The organism is Modicisalibacter coralii (assembly GCF_004117855.1).
GTDB lineage: Bacteria > Pseudomonadota > Gammaproteobacteria > Pseudomonadales > Halomonadaceae > Modicisalibacter > Modicisalibacter coralii.
Window position 1 is genome coordinate 307643 of record NZ_QWBW01000006.1, and the last position, 20211, is coordinate 327853.

The 20211-nt window shown below is 67.2% G+C and carries 21 protein-coding genes; 8 read left to right on the forward strand and 13 right to left on the reverse strand.

Annotated features, from left to right (window positions below):
- Nucleotides 1–22 precede the first annotated feature (22 nt).
- Together D0901_RS01970 and nth are read left to right on the forward strand one after the other, a co-directional pair.
- The gene (locus D0901_RS01970; protein WP_233440322.1) at nucleotides 23–1006 is read left to right on the forward strand and encodes an RnfABCDGE type electron transport complex subunit B; all 984 of its coding nucleotides are present in this window, start codon (nucleotides 23–25) and stop codon (nucleotides 1004–1006) included.
- A complete protein-coding gene (gene nth / locus D0901_RS01975) occupies nucleotides 1003–1641 on the forward strand; it encodes an endonuclease III (RefSeq protein ID WP_129138606.1) in 639 nt (212 codons plus the stop codon). Before D0901_RS01970 ends, nth begins: the two co-directional genes overlap by 4 nt.
- On the opposite strand, the gene D0901_RS01980 is transcribed toward nth, so the two are convergent.
- Together D0901_RS01980 and D0901_RS01985 are read right to left on the reverse strand one after the other, a co-directional pair.
- Nucleotides 1638–1946: a chaperone modulator CbpM gene (locus D0901_RS01980; protein WP_129138607.1), complete on the reverse strand. Its 309-nt coding sequence runs from the start codon at nucleotides 1944–1946 to the stop codon at nucleotides 1638–1640. The genes nth and D0901_RS01980 overlap by 4 nt on opposite strands.
- 3 nt (nucleotides 1947–1949) lie before the next feature.
- Nucleotides 1950–2894 carry a DnaJ C-terminal domain-containing protein gene (locus tag D0901_RS01985; RefSeq protein ID WP_129138608.1) on the reverse strand — a complete coding sequence of 315 codons (945 nt, stop codon included), beginning with the start codon at nucleotides 2892–2894 and terminating at the stop codon, nucleotides 1950–1952.
- Between the two features lie 227 nt (nucleotides 2895–3121).
- Between D0901_RS01985 and D0901_RS01990 the strand changes: the two genes are divergently transcribed.
- The gene (locus tag D0901_RS01990; protein ID WP_129138609.1) at nucleotides 3122–7405 is read left to right on the forward strand and encodes an ExeM/NucH family extracellular endonuclease; all 4284 of its coding nucleotides are present in this window, start codon (nucleotides 3122–3124) and stop codon (nucleotides 7403–7405) included.
- 25 nt (nucleotides 7406–7430) lie between these two features.
- Here D0901_RS01990 and D0901_RS01995 read toward each other — a convergent pair whose 3' ends face one another.
- From D0901_RS01995 to D0901_RS02015, 5 genes are all read right to left on the reverse strand, one after another.
- Nucleotides 7431–7919: a DUF1161 domain-containing protein gene (locus D0901_RS01995; RefSeq protein WP_129138610.1), complete on the reverse strand. Its 489-nt coding sequence runs from the start codon at nucleotides 7917–7919 to the stop codon at nucleotides 7431–7433.
- Nucleotides 7920–7954: 35 nt separating this feature from the next.
- A complete protein-coding gene (locus D0901_RS02000; protein WP_129138611.1) occupies nucleotides 7955–9007 on the reverse strand; it encodes a tRNA-queuosine alpha-mannosyltransferase domain-containing protein in 1053 nt (350 codons plus the stop codon).
- An 83-nt stretch (nucleotides 9008–9090) separates the two neighbouring features.
- Nucleotides 9091–9756 carry a glutathione S-transferase gene (locus tag D0901_RS02005; protein ID WP_129138612.1) on the reverse strand — a complete coding sequence of 222 codons (666 nt, stop codon included), beginning with the start codon at nucleotides 9754–9756 and terminating at the stop codon, nucleotides 9091–9093.
- Nucleotides 9757–9889: 133 nt separating this feature from the next.
- On the reverse strand, nucleotides 9890–10180 hold the full coding sequence (locus D0901_RS02010; RefSeq protein ID WP_129138613.1) for an HlyU family transcriptional regulator: 291 nt from the start codon (nucleotides 10178–10180) through the stop codon (nucleotides 9890–9892).
- A 43-nt stretch (nucleotides 10181–10223) separates the two neighbouring features.
- A complete protein-coding gene (locus D0901_RS02015; RefSeq protein WP_129138614.1) occupies nucleotides 10224–11444 on the reverse strand; it encodes an argininosuccinate synthase in 1221 nt (406 codons plus the stop codon).
- Between the two features lie 215 nt (nucleotides 11445–11659).
- Here D0901_RS02015 and rnt point away from each other — a divergent pair, with 215 nt between their 5' ends.
- Nucleotides 11660–12325, forward strand: a complete 666-nt coding sequence (rnt, locus tag D0901_RS02020; protein WP_129138615.1) for a ribonuclease T — start codon at nucleotides 11660–11662, stop codon at nucleotides 12323–12325.
- 132 nt (nucleotides 12326–12457) lie between these two features.
- Here the strand turns inward: rnt and D0901_RS02025 are convergent, their stop codons facing one another.
- Nucleotides 12458–12805: a Grx4 family monothiol glutaredoxin gene (locus D0901_RS02025; protein WP_129138616.1), complete on the reverse strand. Its 348-nt coding sequence runs from the start codon at nucleotides 12803–12805 to the stop codon at nucleotides 12458–12460.
- A gap of 315 nt (nucleotides 12806–13120) precedes the next feature.
- On the opposite strand from D0901_RS02025, the gene argF reads away from it, so the two are divergent.
- The 4 genes from argF to D0901_RS02045 all read left to right on the forward strand — a co-directional run bounded on the left by argF (nucleotide 13121) and on the right by D0901_RS02045 (nucleotide 16317).
- A complete protein-coding gene (gene argF / locus D0901_RS02030; RefSeq protein ID WP_129138617.1) occupies nucleotides 13121–14038 on the forward strand; it encodes an ornithine carbamoyltransferase in 918 nt (305 codons plus the stop codon).
- A 135-nt stretch (nucleotides 14039–14173) separates the two neighbouring features.
- On the forward strand, nucleotides 14174–14353 hold the full coding sequence (locus tag D0901_RS02035; protein ID WP_162500799.1) for a DUF2188 domain-containing protein: 180 nt from the start codon (nucleotides 14174–14176) through the stop codon (nucleotides 14351–14353).
- 708 nt (nucleotides 14354–15061) lie between these two features.
- Nucleotides 15062–15469: a hypothetical protein gene (locus D0901_RS02040; protein ID WP_129138619.1), complete on the forward strand. Its 408-nt coding sequence runs from the start codon at nucleotides 15062–15064 to the stop codon at nucleotides 15467–15469.
- A gap of 44 nt (nucleotides 15470–15513) precedes the next feature.
- The gene (locus tag D0901_RS02045) at nucleotides 15514–16317 is read left to right on the forward strand and encodes a DUF1206 domain-containing protein (RefSeq protein ID WP_233440323.1); all 804 of its coding nucleotides are present in this window, start codon (nucleotides 15514–15516) and stop codon (nucleotides 16315–16317) included.
- Nucleotides 16318–16396: 79 nt separating this feature from the next.
- Here D0901_RS02045 and D0901_RS02050 read toward each other — a convergent pair whose 3' ends face one another.
- The 5 genes from D0901_RS02050 to D0901_RS02070 all read right to left on the reverse strand — a co-directional run.
- Nucleotides 16397–17002 (reverse strand): HupE/UreJ family protein, encoded by a 606-nt coding sequence (locus tag D0901_RS02050; RefSeq protein WP_129138620.1) that lies wholly within the window; start codon nucleotides 17000–17002, stop codon nucleotides 16397–16399.
- 28 nt (nucleotides 17003–17030) lie between these two features.
- Complete coding sequence (ureG, locus tag D0901_RS02055; RefSeq protein WP_233440324.1) at nucleotides 17031–17714, reverse strand: urease accessory protein UreG; 684 nt, start codon at nucleotides 17712–17714, stop codon at nucleotides 17031–17033.
- A 167-nt stretch (nucleotides 17715–17881) separates the two neighbouring features.
- The gene (locus D0901_RS02060; RefSeq protein WP_129138635.1) at nucleotides 17882–18568 is read right to left on the reverse strand and encodes an urease accessory protein UreF; all 687 of its coding nucleotides are present in this window, start codon (nucleotides 18566–18568) and stop codon (nucleotides 17882–17884) included.
- Nucleotides 18558–19067 (reverse strand): urease accessory protein UreE, encoded by a 510-nt coding sequence (ureE, locus tag D0901_RS02065; protein WP_129138621.1) that lies wholly within the window; start codon nucleotides 19065–19067, stop codon nucleotides 18558–18560. Before ureE ends, D0901_RS02060 begins: the two co-directional genes overlap by 11 nt.
- A 110-nt stretch (nucleotides 19068–19177) precedes the next feature.
- Nucleotides 19178–20211: urease subunit alpha (locus D0901_RS02070; protein WP_162500800.1), on the reverse strand; the 1034-nt coding region annotated here is incomplete at its 5' end.

Genomic DNA, 20211 nt, shown 5'->3' on the forward strand with positions numbered 1-20211 from the left:
CTTTTCACCGAGGAGCCTGCCGTTGCCCGATTCCGCCGTCATCAGTGTCGAGCGTATCGATGCCGAGCTGCCGCAGACCCAGTGCGGCAAGTGCGGACACGCCGGCTGTCGCCCCTATGCCGAAGCCATCGCCGAGGGCGAAGCGATCAACAAGTGCCCGCCGGGGGGCGAGCGGACCCTGCAGCGGCTGGCCGACCTCACCGGTCAGCCGGCGACACCGCTGGAACGCCCGGCCGAGTCGCCGCAGGTCGCCGTGATCCGCGAGGAAGAGTGCATCGGTTGCACCAAGTGCATTCAGGCCTGCCCGGTGGATGCGATTCTCGGTGCCGCCAAGCGCATGCACACCGTCATCGCGGGCGAATGCACCGGCTGCGAACTGTGCGTGGCGCCCTGCCCGGTGGACTGCATCGACATCGTCCCCCATCCCGACTGGCTGGCGGCCGCGACTCCCAGCGCGCAGGATGCCTTCCTGGCGCGTCGCGCCGAGCTCGGCCGCCACCGTCACGCGGCCCGCGAGCGTCGCCTCGCCGAACAGGCCGAAGCGCGCCGCGCACGCCGCCAGGCGATGCGTTCGAACGCCACCGCTCCCCGGCCGGCCCCCGAGCGTGACACGCCCAACGATGCGCAGACGCTGAAGACCACCCGCGCGACACTGACCGCGGCCATCAAGCGCCTCGAGCGGCAGCACCGGCAGGCCGACGACGCCCGGGCCGGCGACATCGAGCGGCGACTCGCCGAGTATCGCGAGCGTCTGGCAACGGTGGAGCGCCAGCTTGCCGACGGCGCAGCACCCGCCGCCGCGGGCCAGGCCCATCGCCGGCGCATGGCGATCAACGCCGCCGAACAGGCCCTGCGTCGCGCCCGCGCGCAACTCGCCCACGCCGAGCGCCAGGGGGACGAGACCGCCATCGTCGCGGCCCGCGAGCAATGCGAACAGGCCCGCACGATGCGTGACGCCGCCCGTGAAGAACGCATCGCCCCCTCTCCCGGTCCCGGAACATCATGAACGCCCAGAAACGCCACGAAATCTTCGCCCGCCTGCGCGAACACACCCCCGAGCCCACCACCGAACTCGACTGGTCGACGCCGTTCGAACTGCTCGTCGCCGTGCTGCTCTCCGCCCAGGCCACCGACGTCGGTGTCAACAAGGCCTGCGCCCGACTGTTCCCGGTGGCCAACACCCCGCAGGCGATCCTCGACCTGGGGATCGAGGGGCTGAAGGGCTACATCAAGACCATCGGCCTGTACAACACCAAGGCCGAGAACCTGATGAAGACCTGCCGGCTCCTGGTCGACCGGCACGACGGCGAGGTCCCGCAGACCCGCACCGCGCTGGAAGCCCTCCCCGGCGTCGGTCGCAAGACCGCCAACGTGATCCTCAACACCGCCTTCGGTCAGCCGACCATCGCCGTGGATACGCATATCTTCCGGGTCGCGAATCGCACGCGCATCGCCCCCGGCAAGAACGTCGTCGAGGTCGAACAGAAGCTGCTGCGCCATGTACCCCGCGAATTTCGCCGCGACGCCCATCACTGGCTGATCCTCCACGGCCGCTACACCTGCGTGGCGCGCAAGCCCCGCTGTGGCAGTTGCGTGATCGAGGATCTGTGTGAATATCCGGACAAGACCGAACCGACCTAACCACGCCGTTCAACACTGCCCCGGCGCAGTTGCTCGATCTCGTCCATCAGCTCCAGCGCCAGCGCCGCGCCGGGCAGGTTGACCCCCAGATCCTGCTGCAGGCGCAGGGCCACGCGGGCGCGGACCAGATGGCGTCCGCTGAAGCGCCAGCGATGGGGCGCGGGGCCGCTGGGCGTCAGAATGCCCTCGTCGACCAGCTCGACGATCGCCTCGGCATGCACCGCGCAGGCCCGGCTCAGATCGGCCAGGCTCAGTGCGGTCTGCTCCTCGAGAATCTCGCCGGTCAAGCTCGATGACTCGCTCATCGCTTATCCTCCCAACCGGGCGCGGGGTTTGAAGGTGGCGAAGTGCTCGGCCAGACGCCGATAGGCGTCACGATCTGCCTCGCTCTCCAGTTTCGGCTGGACGATCTTCAGCACGACCAGGAAATCGCCGGGCGTCGTCGACGGCAGGCCGCGGCCCTTGAGGCGCAGCCGGCTGCCGTGAGTGGCGTTGGCGGGGATCTTGACCTCCACGCTGCCCTTGGGCGTGGGCACCTTGATCGGCCCGCCCAACGCCGCTTCCCAGGGCGCCACCGGCAGCTCGAGCAGCACGTCGCGTCCCTCCAGGCGATAGAGCAGGTGGGGCCGGAAGACGACCTCGAGATAGAGGTCGCCGGCCCGGCCCTCGCCCATTCCCGGTTCGCCCTGCCCGGCCAGACGGATATGCTGGCCCGGGGCGACCCCCTTGGGGATGGTGACGTTGAGCTTGCGCTCGTGCCAGGTCACCCGTCCGTGTCCCTCGTGCTGCGGCAGGCGCAGGGTGATGACATGACTGGCGCCGCGATAGCTGTCCTCGAGATCGATCTCGATGCGCGCGTGACGGTCCTCGCCATGGGCGTGGAAACCGCCGCGACGTGCCCCCGGCGAAAAGCCGTGACCGAACAGGGTCTCGAAGAAATCGCTGAACCCGCCCATGTCGCCTTCGGTGAAACCACCGCCCGAGAAGGCGAAGCCGGCATCCCAGTCCGGTGGCGGGCGGAACTCCTCGCCCGGCTGCCACTGCCGGCCGAGCTGATCGTAGGCCGCCCGCTTCTCGGGGTCCTTGAGCACTTCGTAGGCTTCGCCCACCTCCTTGAAGCGCTCGCTGGCGTCGGCCTCCTGGCTGACATCCGGGTGATACTTGCGCGCCATTCTGCGATAGGCGCGCTTGATGTCGTCCTGCGAGGCGTCGCGCTCGACGCCCAGAACCCGATAGTAGTCCTTGAATTCCATGTCACCTTCCCGCGCACGGCCCGAGTCGGCCCGGTTTTCACTATCGTGCATCGCCGTCGTCGTGTCGCGCCTTGATGCAGGTCAACGGCCGACGGACCAGCCCGGCGATACAGACTCGCCAGCCGGCGCCGCGTTCATGTCACTGCAACAGGGTTACAACATTGGCGGCCTAGAGTCCAAAGTGAAGCGTGCACTCCTGATTTCGCCGCGTACACAAGGATTCCGTCATGTCGCTGTTCTCTCGCCTCGCCTCGCCCTACCGCTTTCACGACGACGCCACGACGGCCACTTTCGGTGGTGCTTCCTGGCACGGCCAGTGGCTGATCGACGACCTGTTCGAGCGAGTCGAGCGTTTCCTGGACGACCTGTTCGACTGGTGGCACGACACCCCGGGGGAGACGCCCGCCGAGCCCGCCGCGCCGACCATCCATCTCGCCGAGACGGCCACGCAACGTCTGCCACTGACCGATGACGGTGGCGAGATTCGCGGCGTGGTCGGAGACCCCACCGACCCGGCCCTGACCGAAGGCATCGCCCTGGAGATCGCCGATGCGGATACCGCGCGCCGCGACCTGACGGTGAGCGTCGCAAGCAGCGATCCCAGCGTCGCCCGCGCCGCGCTGGACGACGACGACGTGCTGCGTATCGCCCCGGTGAGCGCCGGCGAGGCCACCATCACGGTGACCGTCGACGACGGCGAGCAAGAGACGCGCTATACGCTGGATTACGCCGCCGCCGACGGCACCGCTACCAACAACGCGGCGCGCTTTCATACCGGCGCCTCGGACACCTCGGCGGCCATCGCGATCGGCGACGGCCTGATCCTGGTCGGCGACGATGAAGACCAGACCCTGCGGCTCTACGACCACGACCGTTCCGGCGCCCCGCTCGAACGCTTCGATCTCGATGCGGCGCTCGGCCTCGAAGACGGCGATGAAGTCGACATCGAATCGGTGGTCGATGCCGGCAACGCTACCTACTACTGGCTCGGCTCGCTGTCCAACGGCGAGCGCTCGATGGTCTTCGGCACGCGCATCACCGGCCACGATGCCGACTCGCTGCAGGTCGAGGTGACCGGGCAGTTCAGCGGCCTCGACGAGGCGGTCATGGGCTGGGCCGCCGACCACCGCCCGACGCTGGATTTCGACGATTTCGAGGTGGAGGGTTCCGCCTACCGGGATGGCACACTGTATCTCGGCCTGCGTGCGCCCATCGACAGCGACGGCCGCGCCCTGGTGCTGCCGGTGACCAACGTCGATGCACTGATGGCCGCGGGCAGCGCGGACGACGCCCGATTCGGCGAGGCGCTCGGGCTCGATCTCGGCGGTCGCACCATTCGCGACATCAAGGCGGTCGGCGACGGCACCTGGCTGATCAGCGCCGGCCCCGCCAACCCCGGTGACCAGGATGGCGATGACGGCAACGACGACTTCCAGCTCTACCGCTGGGACGGCGCCCACAAGGCCGCTCGGGTCGCCGGCGTGGATCTCGACACCAATGCCGAGGCGACCGGCGGCACCGCCGAGACGCTGAGCGATATCGAGGTCCATGCCGACGGCTCGGTCAGCGTCGATGTCGAGTACGACAACGGTACCACCGACTGGTCCGATACCGGCACCGAGTCCAAGGACCTGGATGACGCCATCCAGACCTTCACCTCCTCGACGATCGGTATCGACGCCTTGCCGAGCCTCGCCCCGCAGGCCGGTGACATCGCCTTCACGGCACTCGACGAAAGCGACGCGAGCTTCGGCTTCGTCGCCCTGGAAGCGATCACGCCGGGGGCCGTGCTGGTCTTCGAGAGCGCCGACGGCCGGGTCACCTGGACCGCGCCACAGCAGGGCGTGGCCGCCGGCAGCGTGATCGACACGGCCACCCACGCCGACCAATTCGACGGCGCATTCACCCTGTCGCTCGCCGACGGCGTGACGGTCCGCGACGCCGATGGCGCCCCCCTCTATCGGGTCGGCAACAGCGCCGATAACGATGCCGACCTCACCCTGCCGCCGGACAGTGTGAGCGGTCACTACAGCGGCGCCACGGCGGGAACTGCCGAGGCACTGCGGCAGGAACTGAGCAACGCCGCTGCCTGGCAGGCGGGTGACGCCCCGGACGGCAACCCGGATTTCAGCGTCGCGACCGGCCATGCCCCGCTGGGGGACCCCGAGGCTCGGGACCTCGGCATCGCCGTCAGCGAAATCTGGCCCGGCCAGGCCGGCAGCGATGTCACCGAGGACTGGTTCGAGATCACCAACACGGGGAACGACGGCATCGATTTCGGCCGGACACCGCTCTACTACGACGATGACAGCGCCGATCCCGAAGACGCCGTCCAGGTTCAGGGGTTGACGACCCTCGCGCCGGGTGCCACCGCCATCGTGATGGTCGACGGCGACGCCGCGGCGGCCGATGAATTCCGCCAGGCATGGCGTTCGGACACCGACCTGGATGGCGTGGAGATCGGCCATACCGGCAGTGCCGCGGGCCTCGGCGGTGGCGGCGATCAGGTCACGTTGTGGCTCGGCGAGCCGGACCGCGCCACCCTGGCGGCGACCGAGGCCTACCCGGATACCCGGCAGAGCGACGCGGCCTCCTGGGACGTCGCCAATCAGCGTTTCACCACCCGCGACGCCGACGGCGTCGCCAGCGATGCCCTCGGCGGTGACGACGACGCAACCCCGGCGGTCGCCACGCCGGGCCGGCTCGTCGGCGGCGACACCCCGCCCGCGACGAGCGATGTCACCCTGATCTCCCAGGTTCAGGGCGCCGGCATGGTCAGCCCGCTGGAAGGCCGGCAGGTCACCCTCGATGCCATCGTCACCCTGGACGCTCAGGACGGACTGGATGGTTTTTTCATCCAGGAAGAAGACGCCGAACGGGACGCTGACGCCCAGACCGCCGAAGGCCTGTTCGTCTATGCGCCGAACGCCGACGATGTCGCCCTCGGCGACCGGGTCCGTCTCTCCGGTACCGTGACCCAGTACCAGGGCAAGACCGAGCTCACCGATGTCGGCGACTTGCAGGTCCAGGCCCGGGATCAGGCCCTGCCCTCGATCACCGAGGTGACGCTGCCCATCGCCGACAAGTCGACGCTCGCCGCCTTCGAGGGCATGCGTGTGGCCATGACCGGCGAGGACGCTTCACCGCTCACCGTCACCGACACCTACGAGCTCGGCCGCTACGGCAGCGTCACGCTCTCCAGCGGCGGCCGTCTCGAGCAGTACACCGAGCACCACGCCCCCGACCAGGCCGGCTACCAGCAGTGGCTGGACGAGAGCGACAGCCGCTCCATCGTGCTCGACGACGCCAGTAACGCGCAGAACCCCGCCGAGGTGATCTTCGCCCGCCACGGCGAGCCCCTCTCCGCCGAGAACACCCTGCGCGGCGGCGACACCCTGGATCGGGCGACCGGGGTGCTCGACTTCGCTCATCAGCAGTGGCGCCTGCAGAGCAGCGAGGGCCAGGATTTCCGGCCCAGCAATGCCCGCCCGGAGACGCCCGACTCCGACGCGCTGGGCGACGCCACCCTCAAGGTCGCCTCGTTCAACGTGCTCAACTACTTCACCACGCTCGACGAGAACGGCAACAGCGTCACCACCCCGGCGGGCACCGAACACGACCCGCGCGGCGCCGATAGTGCCCTGGAACTGACCCGCCAGCAGGCCAAGATCGTCGACGCCATCAACGCCAGCGATGCCGATGTGGTCGGACTGATGGAGATCGAGAACGATGGCTACGGTGACGATAGTGCCATCGCCCACCTGGTCGACGCGCTCGATGCCGCCAACCCCGCTGCCGAGTGGCGCTACGTCACGCCGAAGGACGCCGACGGCGACATCGCGGCACCGGGCGGCGATGCCATCGCCGTGGGCCTGATCTACAAGGCGGACTCGGTCACGCCGGCAGGCAATGCCGCGGTCTACGACGGCGATTTCGCCGAGGGCAGCCGCGTGCCGATCCTGCAGACCTTCCGCGACAACGCCACCGGCGAGACCGTCTCGGTGGCGGTCAACCACTTCAAGTCCAAGGGCAGCGTGATCGACGGACAGGACGCCATCGGCGACGGCCAGGGCAACAACAATCCGGCGCGCGTCGAGGCCGCCGAGCAGCTCGCCGAGTGGGTCGTCAGCGATCCGACCGACAGTGGCGACAGCGACGTACTGCTGATCGGCGACTTCAACAGCTACGCCAGCGAAGATCCGATCACCACACTAGAGGACGATGGCTTCACGCTGCTCGACGACGATTATTCGTACAGCTACGACGGCCAGTGGGGATCGCTCGATCACGCCCTGGCCAGCGCGTCGCTCGCCGATCAGGTGACCGGCACCACCACCTGGCACATCAATGCCGACGAGCCGACGGTGCTGGACTACAACACCGAGTACAAGTCCGACGCACAGGTGGCGTCCTTCTACGATGACGGCCCCTACCGCGCCTCGGATCACGACCCGGTGGTCGTCGGTCTCGATCCGGGCGGCAGCGCCGAAACCGCCACCATGATCGGCTAGCGTGCCACACCCGCTGACGCCTGCCTCAGGGCGACGAGGCCGGCGTCAGCGTATCGCGCACCCGCCCGTCAGGGCCCTGGCGGCCCCTGTCATCGGGCGGTTCGCCGGCGGACGTCGCGCCATCCGGCTGGGTACCGGCTGACGCCGCAGCCGTGGTGCCCACGGCCGTATCCGGCACCGGCGCGCTGCTCCGGGTCGCCGCGTGGCGACTATAGACGATCTTGTGCGTGCCGCCATCGCAACTGCCGACCACCTCGGCGCCGGCGTACGGTTCGCCGGCCCGCACCACGCCGTCTGCGACCTGGGCGTCGTCGACGATCGCCAGCAGGAAGTGGCGCGCGCCATTGGCACGAATCGTCTGCTCGATCTGCGCCTGCAGCTTGCTGCACGCCAGGCGTGTTTGCGGCGGCTGACCGGACGTCGCGCTGCCGGACTCGGTCTGCGTCCAGGCCGTGGTCGGGACCAGGCAGAGCCCGCCGATGATGGCGATGAGGGTTGCTGTCGGGGTACGCATGATGACTCCTTGATCTCTCCGTCTCGCCGATTGATTCAACGCTTCCCCAGCACGGCGGCATAGCCGTCGCGCCAGGCCGGCCACTGCCAGGCCCGAGCGTCGGGCAGCGCCGGGCGCCGCTCGGGCCGGGTCAGCCACTCGGCAAGCCGCGCCTCCAGCGCGGCCCGGTCGCCGGCGTAGCGGCAGGCCTCGGGATAGTACTCGGGGAAGCACAGCCGGTTGGGCACCAGCGGCAGGCAGCCGTGGCTGACCGCCTCCATGATCGCCAGCCCCTGGAACTCGTGGTGTGTGGTCGAGACCACGATGGCCGAGGCCTCGAGCATCTCGCGATAGACCGCGCCGGGCTGCTCGCCCCAGCACACCACGCGCTCGCCCAGGCGCTGGCGGGCGGCATCGAAGACCGCCGGGCGCCGCCGAAACTGCTGACCCATCACCGCCACCTCGAAGTCGATGCCCCGTTCGGCGAGTCGCTCGAGGGCGGCGAAGAAGGTCTCGGGGTTCTTGTCGTACTCCCAGCGATGGTTCCAGACCAGCCGGTTGCCCGACGACGCGGCGGACGGCCGGCGCTCGGGCAAGGGGACCGGCAGGATCGTCGACTTTGCGGCGATCTCGGCGAGACGCGCGTCGACGGCCAGTCGTTCGGGCATGCGAGCGAGAAAGCGCCGGGCCCCGTCGACCAGGCTGTCGCGATTGTAGGCGCTGTTGAAGACCACCACATCCGCCGCCAGGGCGCTGTAGAGATTGACCATCAGCGGCTCGGGACGCAGCGTCTGCCCCTCAGCGAGCGGGAAGGCGAACTGGTTCTCGTGGAAGTAGACCACCTTGCGGGCCCGGGCCAGTGACGGGCAGAGCCCGATCAGCGTCGCCAGATCGACCATCGAGGTCGCCAGGACCAGGTCGTAGGCCTGGCTCAATGTGTCCCCCGCCTCGACCAGCCAGGTGAGCGGATTGCCGCGCACGCGCCATTGAAAGTGACGCGGCGGCAGTTCCAGCACCTGCCAGTCGATGTCGGGGAACTGGGCCTGCAGTCCGTTCGCCCACTGGCGATGGCTGACGGCGGCATAGGCGGAGAGCAACAGGGCTTTCACGTGGAGCTCCTCGACGGAAAGCGGGCCAGCTTATCCGGTCGCACGGCGGCGTGCCACACACCCCCGCGTCGGGCGGGCCATCGTCAGAGAGAGAACTCCCCGCCCTTCTCCACCGCCCGGCGGTAGGTCGGCCGTTCGCGCATGCGCGCCATGAAGGCCTCGAGATGCGGCCGATCCCCCAGGCCGCCCCGCGATTCACACGCCAGCAGCGGAAAGCTCATCTGGATGTCGGCGGCGCTGAAGGTTTCGCCGGCGAACCAGGTCGTCGCCGACAGCGTCTGCTCCCAGAAGTCCAGATGCTCGCGAAGCCGGGGCTCCAGATACTGGGCCTTGACGCCATTGCCCAGCAGCCGCCCGAAGGGGCGCATCAATGCCGGGACCGGCGGCTTGGCCAGCCGGGTGAAGACCAGCGACATCACCAGCAGCGGCATCGCCGATCCCTCGGCATAATGCAGCCAGTAGCGGTAGGCCCGCCACTCCGGGGTCGTCGGGGACGGCGTCAGCCGGCCCGCGGTGTCGTAGGTCTCGACCAGGTAATCGATGATCGCCCCGGATTCGGCCAGGGTCACGTCGCCGTCGACGACCACCGGCGCCTTGCCCAGGGGATGTACCCGCTTGAGCGAATCCGGCGCCAGCATCGTCTGCGGGTCGCGGCGGTACTCGACCACCCGGTACTCGAGTTCCAGCTCCTCGAGCAGCCATAACACGCGCTGCGAGCGAGAATTTTCCAGATGATGAACCTCGATCATGCCCGTCCCCCTGTCGGTGTCGGCGCGACTTCAAGGTCCGACTCTAACGGCAATCGCCGGCAGCGGCGAGCCCACCGATTCCCGAGACGAAAAAACGGCGCCGAAGCGCCGTTTCGGGAGCAGCCTTCGGCATTCAGCGCTTGTCGAAGATCTCGTCGCCCAGATCGTCGATGAAACGCTCGGCCTTGTGCACCGTGAGTTCGACGCAGGCGTCTCGCGAGGCGAGGACGTCGGAGCGCTCGAAGCGATGCTCCAGCGTCTCGCCGCCCTCGACGGGCTTGCGGATCCAGCCGCTGACACGGTACTGACCGCCGGCGTCCTGAGGGTCGGGCGTGATCAGGTAACCGCGATAGTCGGTGGCGGGCATCTCCTCGTCGTTGACGTCGCCGCCACGAAACAGCCCGCCGATCAGTTTCTTGAGCATGTCACCTCCCCGCGTTCGCCCCGCACGAGTCGGGGCGGACGCCTCAGTTCGCGCTGCGGCCCTTGCCGGCGGCAATCCGCAGGCGCAGGGCGTTGAGCTTGATGAAGCCTTCGGCATCCTTCTGATCGTAGGCGCCGGCGTCATCCTCGAAGGTGGCGATGGACTCGTCGAACAGCGACTCGTCGGACTTGCGGCCCACCACGGTGGCGCTGCCCTTGTAGAGCTTGATGCGTACCACGCCGTTGACGTGAGTCTGGGTCTCGTCGATCGCCGCCTGGAGCATCCGGCGCTCCGGGCTCCACCAGTAGCCGTTGTAGATCACTTCGGCGTACTTGGGCATCAGTTCGTCCTTGAGGTGGGCAGCCTCGCGGTCCAGGGTGATCGATTCGATGGCACGGTGAGCACGCAGCATGATGGTGCCCCCCGGGGTCTCGTAGCAGCCGCGCGACTTCATGCCCACGTAACGATTCTCGACGATGTCGAGACGCCCGATACCGTTGTCGCCGCCCAGCTTGTTGAGACGGGACAGCACGTCGTGGGGCGCCAGGCGCTCGCCATCGATGGCGACGACGTCACCCCTTTCATAGGTCAGCTCGATGTAGGTCGGCTGATCCGGGGCGGCCTCGGGCGAGACGCTCCAGCGCCACATGTCTTCCTCGGCCTCGGCCCACGGGTCCTCGAGAATGCCGCCCTCGTAGGAGATGTGCAGCAGGTTGGCATCCATCGAGTAGGGCGACTTCGTCTTGCTCTTGGAGAAGTCCACCGGGATGTCGTGCTGCTCGCAGTAGTTCATCAGCTTTTCGCGGGAGGTCAGGTCCCACTCGCGCCACGGCGCGATCACCTTGACCCCCGGCTTGAGGGCGTAGGCGCCCAGTTCGAAACGCACCTGGTCGTTGCCCTTGCCGGTGGCGCCGTGGGAGATGGCGTCGGCGCCGGTCTCGTTGGCGATCTCGATCAGCCGCTTGGCGATCAGCGGGCGGGCGATCGAGGTGCCCAGCAGGTACTCGCCTTCGTAGATGGTGTTGGCGCGGAACATCGGGTAGACGTAATCGCGGACGAACTCCTCGCGCAGGTCCTCGATATAGACTTCCTTGACGCCCAGGGCCTGCGCCTTGGCGCGCGCCGGCTCGACCTCCTCGCCCTGACCGATGTCCGCGGTGAAGGTCACCACCTCGCAGTCGTAGGTCTCCTGCAACCATTTGACGATCACGGAGGTGTCCAGACCGCCGGAATAGGCGAGGACTACCTTTTTCACATCGGACATCAGGGGGGCTCCTTTTGGGGTCATCAATGAATCGTCGCACGCGATGACGACGGGCGCCGGCCGGCAGCCGGGACGCGTGCAGATGCGAGCGATTATAGCGTCCAGCCCGGGTGGCGAACACCGCCGGTGGGGACGCCTGTGGTGCAAAATGCTAAACTCCCGGCCATTGTGACGCGGGGCGACCGCGAGGGAATCGACTCTGACGGGAGAGATGCATGGCCGAAGCGAACGCCCCCGGGCTGATGTCCCAGCGTTTTCGCAGTTTCCTGCCGGTGGTGGTGGATCTGGAAACCGGTGGTTTCAATGCCGAGCGTGACGCGATCCTCGAGATCGCCGCGGTGACCCTGACCATGGACCCGCTGGGCAACCTGATGCCCGACGAGACCTACGCCTTTCACGTCGACCCCTTCGAAGGTGCCAACATCGATCAGGCGGCGCTGGATTTCACCGGCATCGATCTCGACAATCCGCTGCGCCAGCGGGTGTCGATGCCCGAGAGCGAGGCCCTCGGCGAGATCTTTCGTCCGGTGCGCAAGGCGATCAAGTCCAGCGGCTGCACCCGGGCGATCCTAGTCGGCCACAACGCCGCCTTCGATCACGGCTTTCTCAATGCCGCGGTGTCCCGTTGCGGCATCAAGCGCAACCCCTTCCATCCGTTCTCGAGCTTCGATACCGCCACGCTGTCCGGGCTGGTCTACGGCCAGACCGTGCTCGCCCGCGCCTGTCGGGCCGCCGGCATCGATTTCGACAACACCGAGGCGCATTCGGCGCGCTACGACACCGAACGCACCGCCGAGCTGTTCTGCGCCATCGTCAATCGCTTCAAGGACCTCGGCGGCTGGGACCTCGCCCAGCGCGAACAGGGCGTCGGCGAGCCGTAAGCCGTAAGCCGTAAGCCGTAAGCCGTAAGCCGTAAGCCGTAAGAACAGGGTGACGGCATCTGAGCAAAAAAACACCCCCGGCCAGTACGACTGGCCGGGGGTGATGCGACGACTTGCCGACGGCGATGCCGGTCAGGCGTCGTCGCCGGTCTCCGCCTTGGCCTTGGCCGCGGCGTCCTTGATCAGCGTTTCCAGCTCGCCGTTCTGGTACATCTCGACGACGATGTCGCAGCCGCCGACCAGTTCACCATGGACCCACAACTGCGGGAAGGTGGGCCAGTTGGCGTACTTGGGCAGCTCGGCGCGAATGTCCGGATTGTCGAGCACGTTGACGAAGGCAAAGCGCTCGCCGCAGGCCATCAGCGCCTGCACCGTCTGTGCCGAGAAACCGCACTGGGGCAGCTGCGGCGTCCCCTTCATGTAGATCAGGATCGGGTTCTCGCTGATCTGCTGCTGGATGTTCTCGAGGGTAGTGCTCATGAACTCGTTCCTTGCCGGAGCAGCCGACAGCGTCGGCCGGCCGCGTTTGTGATGAGTGATTGCGCGATACCCCCCATTCTACGCGGGCAATGGCCTGAAAACAGCCCTGCTGCGGCCCGGGCCTGCTTTCCCGCGTCAGCCTTCTCGCGCGTGCCGCAAAGGCGTCCCGGCGTTGCGCCGCCCCACGGCTGTCGCTAGGATGATCGTTTTTCGCGCGGCCGGCTCTCGATTCCGGCCGGGGCGCCGAGAGGTGCTGGCAGGCCAGCCCCCTCGGCGCCCTTTTCGTTAGCGGCACGCCGATCACAGGAGCTTGCCATGGCCACACGTCACTTTCTGACCCTGCTGGATCTCTCCCCGGAGGAACTCGGCTACCTGATCCGCCGGGCGATCACCATCAAGAACGGCCTCAAGACCCACGGCCCGACCTATACGCCGTTTTCCAACCGCACCCTGGCGATGATCTTCGAGAAATCCTCGACCCGTACCCGGGTGTCGTTCGAGACGGCGATGGCCCAGTTCGGCGGCCATGCGCTGTTTCTCTCCTCCCGGGATACCCAGCTCGGCCGCGGCGAGCCGATCGGCGATACCGCCCGGGTGCTCTCGGAAATGGTCGATGCAGTGATGATCCGCACCTTCTCGCATGCCGGCCTCGAGACGTTCGCCGCGGCGAGCACGGTACCGGTGATCAACGCCTTGACCGACGACTACCATCCCTGTCAGCTGCTTGCCGACGTGATGACCTGGACCGAGTGCCGCGGCGCGGTCCGCGGCAAGACCGCGGTGTGGATCGGCGATGGCAACAACATGTGCCATTCGTGGATCAATGCCGCCCGCCAGTTCGATTTCCAGTTGCGCGTCTGCTGCCCGGAAGGCTACGACCCCGACCCGGCGATCCTCGCCGCGGCGGGCGAGCGTGTCACGATCCTGCGCGACCCTCGCCAGGCCGTGATCGACGCCGACCTGGTGACCACCGATGTCTGGGCCTCGATGGGCCAGGAAGAGGAACAGGCCAAGCGGGCCAAGGCCTTCGCCGGCTTCCAGGTCAGCGAGGCGATGCTCGACACCGCCGCCGACGACGTGGTGTTCCTGCACTGCCTGCCCGCCCACCGTGGCGAGGAGATCAGCGAGACCCTGCTCGACGACCCGCGTGCGGTGGTCTGGCAGGAAGCCGGCAACCGCCTGCATGCTCAGAAGGCCCTGCTCGAATTCCTGCTGCTGGGTCGCGTGGAATAAGCCGACCGCTGTGTCGGCTTACCCATTTCAACCCGCAGCTGACAAATCGCTACAGCCTTGTCGGATCAGGCGAACCACGCTGGAATCATTGCGCAACCGGTCAAGGGAGGCCGTGAGATGACAGCGGAAGTCCACGTGACAGCACACGACGAGGAATGGGACGTTCGTCAGGGCGAGGTCGAACGACGCGAAGAGCACTTCGCGGATCCCGCCGAGGCAATCGCCCAGGGTCGGGCCTGGGCCGAGCGCGATGGCGTCGACCTGGTGATTCATGGCCCCCATGGGACGGTGCGGGAAAAGCCCGGGCGCGAGTAGCCGTGCGCGAGGTCTCGAGACAACGAAAAAAAGGACCGCCAAGTGGCGGTCCCAGGTACGCAGGGAACTGAAGGGTCACGATACACCCCGGGACTAACGGGATGTCTGAGGGCCGAAGCCCGGTGAAACGCCGAAGATGTCGACGCTTCCATTGCCGCCCCGCCATGGGCGGGACATTGCAATTCGGGGTGGCGTCCTTGCCGGGGAATCCGTTCCCGAAGCACCATTCCTTGCCCGAAGGCGGTGCCGTCTCATCGCAACCTAAGTCACACATCGCAATGAACGAGAGGACGACCACTCGAGTTGCTACGCGATTTCGGGGTCTTGCGTAACACCCGGGCCATCGCCTCGCCGCTCACCTCATCCAAAGCGAAAGCCATGCCAAAAACCTTTAAAAACCAGTAAAAACAATGTCTTAAAATTAAAAATCAGTGCGCAGACTCTCGCTTGGGCCACGTATTTTCGCCTTTGGTCGAAGTTCTGTTGCCGGGACAGGACGCCCTCCATGAACCATCGATTAATCTTCTCTAAAACAACGACTTGCAATGTCTCCCCCTGGCGACACGAACCCTTGTGGCAATCGCGTATCCCGTCGTGGCCAACTCGCGACGAAGCGCGCCCGTCGGTTGCCAGCGTGAAAACCACCCTTTGTGCGGCCCCACGGCGACACTTACACTGAAACGACCCTGACGCTGCCGGAGAATGACGATGCTGAGAGACGACGTACCGGGCTGGGGCGTCTATCGCCACAGTGACGGCAAGCTGGTCAAACGCTGCAACACCCTGGCCGAGCTAGTCCACGAGGAGCCGACCAACGAGCCGATGTCGTTTTCGGCCTTTCTCGACAAGGCCGGGTACCGGCCCTATGAAACCGTCGCCGATGCCTATACCGTGCACGTATCGACCGGCGAGGCACTCCCGAGCGATGCCTACCGAACGGCGCTGGAGGGAGTCCGCTACCTGATCGAGGTGAAGGCCGACACCCAGTCGGGCTTCTATGTGCTGGTCGACGATAACCTCACCGAGTATCTGATCGTCCTGGACCTGTTGCAGCCACTGGCGACCCACAAGCGCTGGGTGGCCGACGGTGGCGGCACCGGTGCCGGCCAAGCCTGAGTTCGCTGTGGCAAGGCAAGGACGATACCAAGCAAGGAGCGCTTGTGAATCTTCATTCGCACGTCATGATGCCGGCCATCAAGGTCATCGCCCGCTGCGGTTACGTGGCCAAGGGGGTGGTCTACCTGATAGTCGGGAGCCTGGCCACCCTGGCCGCTACCGGGCTCGGCGGCAACAATGTCGGCACCAAGGAGGCCATCAATCACCTGGCCGGGCAGCCCTTCGGCAGCGTGATGCTGGCCCTGCTGGGCATCGGCCTGCTGGGCTACGCCGTCTGGCGCGCGGTCCAGGCCCTGCTGGATACCGAGCACCTGGGGCATGGCCTTCGCGGCCTGGCCACGCGACTGGGCTTTCTGATCAGTGGCGGTATCTATGCCGGGCTGGCACTGTACTGCGCCAACCTGCTGCGTAACGCCGTCACCGGCAGCACCTCGACCACCGACCGTACGGCGGAGCTGATGAGCCACCCGGGCGGCATGCTGCTGGTGCTGGCGATCGGCATCGGCTTTGCCGGCGTCGGCCTGCGCCAGGTCTGGCGGGCGATCAAGCGTTCCTATCTCAAGAACTGGCACATGATCGAGATGAGCGAGGCTCAGCAGCGCCTGGCCGAGGCAGCCACTCGCTGGGGGTTGTGCGCACGGGGGGCGGTATTCCTGATCATCGGCGGCTTCCTGGTCGTCGCCGCCATCCAGACCAACCCCAGCCAGGCACAGGGCCTCGGCGGTGCCTTGAACGTTCTGGCCCGCCAGCCCTTCGGCCCCTGGCTGCTGGGGCTGGTCGCGCTCGGCCTGATGGCCTATGCCATCTACTGTTTCGTCAACGCGCGCTTTCGCGACGTGAGCCGCTGAACCGGATGCCTACGCCCCGGCCCCGGCGACGATCCTCTAGCCGGGGCCTTGCAGGGGGCCTCGTATAGCGGCGGGGCCCTCAACTCATCAGCATCGCGCCACCGGCGCCGGCGATGGCAGCGCCCAGGCCGCGCAGCCAGCGGCTGTCATGCCGCTCGAGCCAACCGCCCAGCAGCCTGCCGCCGAGGGTGATCGTCACACTGGCGATCAAGAAACCCGCCGCATAGGTCAGCGCCGAGGCGCCCGGCGCCAGTTCGCTGCCGTGGGCATGGCCGTGGAGCAGGATAAAGGCGAACACCAGCGTGCCGCCGGCCAGCGTCGGCAGGCGTACCAGGCAGGCGACCAGAATGCCGGCCAGCAACACGCTGGAGGCAATGCCGAACTCGACCCCCACCAGCGGCACGCCGGCCCAGGCAAGAGCGGCGCCGGCGACCATGCCCAGCGCGATCAGCAGCGGCATGACGCGGCGTAACGTCGACGATTGACGAACGCTCCACAGCCCGATGGCGACCATCGCCAGCAGATGATCGAGCCCGGTCAGCGGGTGCAGCAATCCCGCCAGAAAACTGCCGCCGTGGGTGTGTCCCAGGGCGCCGGGATGGGCGAGAGCCGAGGCACTGACCAACAGGGCCGCGGGGGCCAGAAACCGGGCCAGGGTACGCGATGAGAGGGCTTGCGAGGGCATGTCGAACTCCTTGTCGGGTCAATCGGTGTCAGTCGATGGCGGTGGTGTGCGAATCGGCGGTCGCTTCCGGGCGGCGCTCCGGCGGCCGGCGTCCCGGCGGCCGGCGCTCCGGCAGCATGCCGCGTTCGAGAATGAAGGCGATGATGGTCTCGAGCCCCACGCCGTCGTGGAGGTTGGTGAACACGAACGGCCGTTCACCGCGCATCGTGCGGGCATCGCGATCCATCACCTCCAGCGAGGCATGGACGTACTCGGCGATGTCGATCTTGTTGATGATCAGCAGGTCCGACTTGGTGATCCCGGGGCCACCCTTGCGCGGGATCTTGTCGCCGGCCGAGACGTCGATCACGTAGAGCGTCAGGTCGGACAGCTCGGGGCTGAAGGTCGCCGAGAGGTTGTCGCCCCCGGATTCGACCAGCACCAGTTCCAGGTCGGGATGGCGCGCCTGGAGATCGTCGATCGCGGCGAGGTTCATCGAGGCGTCCTCGCGGATCGCGGTGTGCGGGCAGCCGCCGGTCTCGACCCCGAGGATGCGGTCGGCGGGCAGCGCCTCGTGCTTGAGCAGGAAGTCGGCATCCTCGCGGGTATAGATATCGTTGGTGACCACCGCGATGTCGTAATACTCGCGCAGCGCCAGGCACAGCTGACGTAGCAGGGCCGTCTTGCCCGAGCCCACCGGACCACCGACGCCGACACGCAGGCAATGAGTCATGGTCTTGCTCCTTACATAAATATCACGTCGATAAGAGACAGCAATGAAGAAAGCGCGGCGATGCCGCGACAAGAAGACAGAACGGCGCTTCGCATCCGGAACTCGCCTGGCTTCCCTCTTCCCTCTTCCCTCTTCCCTCTTCCCTCTTTATTTAACGCCCAGCATCATCAGCTCCGAAACAGTCGCGAATACTGCGTCTCGTGCAGGGCGCTGGCCAGCGCCAGCCCCGGCAGTGCTGGACCGAGTTCCTCGTCGTCGAGCGCGAGTGCCGTATCGACCGCCTCGGCGAGTCGCGGACGCAGGCGCTCGATGATGCGTTGTGCCGCGGTCTGGCCGAGCGGCAGTGCCTTGCAGGCCACCGTCAGCTGGTTCTCCAGCCAGGCCCAGGCGAACCCCAGCAGCGTCTCCTCGATGGCCACGCCGCGCCGCTCGGCGGCCGCGGCGAACATCACCACATAACCCGGTGACTCGGGTAACGGTGCCGTCCGGGGCAGCAGGTCCAGATTCCCCAGCAGGCGGACCAGCGCGGCGCCCAGGCGGCGTTCCTCCTCGAGCAATTCGGCGGTTTCCCGGTTGGCCGCGAGCCAGACATTCCAATGGGCCAGCGCCTCGCCATCGCCCGCCACCCAGGCGCGCTGCGCCCGGGCCAGTACCGGCAGCTCGCAACGCGTCAGGCCGTCATCGAGCACGCCGGCGAGCCAGTTCTCGAGCGTGGCTTCGTCGCGGACCCAGTCGAGCTCGAAGGCACTTTCCAGCCCCTGCGACCAGGCGAAGGCGCCGATCGGCAGCGCCGGGCTGACAAGCTGCAGCAGCCCGGCCAGCGCCAACGGATCGCGTGGCGCCTCAGTGGGCATGGTCATGCGCCCGGTCGTGATCATGGTCGTGGGAATGCCCATGGCCGTGAGAATGCCCACCGAGCGTGTAGGCGCCGGGTTCGGGATCGAATGGCGCCGCGTGGTGTTCGATCCGCGCGCCCAGCCGTTGCGCCAGTTCCTCCAGCACGTGATCCGGCGCGAAACGCACCCAGCCCTGGCGGTCGTCGCCGCCCAGCGCCAGCGTCACGTGACGATTGCCCAGGTGATAGGCCAGCCTGGCCAGGGGCAGCCCCGCCGTGACCCAGGCGGTGGCGACCGGTTCGGGGGCGGCAACGATCCGCACGATCTCGCCGCTCTCGGCGCGGAGCCCTTCGCCGTCGCGCAGCACCGGCCCGCGATCCAGGAACAACCCCAGATCGCGCCCGCCATCGCTGGTCGCCCGCAGACGCCCGCGAATACGCAGCTCGTAGGTCAACGTCAGGGTATCGGCCGCCTCGTCAGCGGCAACGGGGCCCAGCCGTTCGATCAGTTTCCACATGTTTCACCTCATCACCCGCAGGTCAGGTGTAAGAGCGAATTTATTCGCGATTTGGGCAGCCAACCCCTCGGGAACCAGTTCCCTCCCACCGAACCTCAAGCGTGGTGGCTTTAAAATAAGTGATAGCGCTGCGCCAGCGGCAGCTCGGTGGCCGGCTCGCAGGTCAGCAGCTCGCCGTCGCAGCGCACCTCGTAGGTCTGCGGGTCGACCTCGAGCTGCGGACAGGCGTCGTTGATCTTCATGTCACCCTTGCGCACGCCACGTACGTCGCGACACGCCGAAAGGCGGCTTGCCAGCCCCAGCCGCGCCTGGATCCCGGCATCGATGGCGGCCTGGCTGACGAAACTCAGTCGCGTCGCACTGGCCGCCTTGCCGAAGGCGCCGAACATCGGCCGGTAATGCACCGGCTGCGGCGTGGGGATCGAGGCGTTGGCGTCACCCATCGGCGCGGCGGCGATCATCCCGCCCTTGACGATCAGCGCCGGCTTGACGCCGAAGAAGGCCGGTGACCAGAGCACCAGGTCGGCGAGCTTGCCGACCTCCACCGAACCGACCTCGTGGGCGATGCCGTGGGTGATCGCCGGGTTGATGGTGTACTTGGCGATGTAGCGCCGGGCGCGGACATTGTCGGCGCCACGTTCGGCGTCTTCCGCCAGCAGGCCGCGCTGGACCTTCATCTTGTGCGCGGTCTGCCAGGTGCGGCAGATCACCTCGCCGACCCGCCCCATGGCCTGGGAGTCCGACGCGATCATCGAGATCACCCCCAGGTCGTGGAGGATGTCCTCGGCGGCGATGGTCTCGCGGCGGATGCGCGAGTCGGCGAAGGCCACGTCCTCGGGAATGTTGGGGTCCAGGTGGTGGCAGACCATCAGCATGTCGAGATGCTCGTCGATGGTATTCACCGTGTAGGGCCGGGTGGGATTGGTCGACGACGGCAGCACGTAGTCCTTGGAACAGGCGGTGATGATGTCCGGAGCATGGCCGCCACCCGCCCCTTCGGTATGGTAGGTGTGAATGCCGCGCTCCTTGAACGCCGCCAGGGTATCCTCGACGAACCCCGATTCGTTGAGCGTGTCGGTATGAATGGCGATCTGCACGTCGTAACGCTCGGCCACGCTCAGGCAGTTGTCGATCGAGGCCGGCG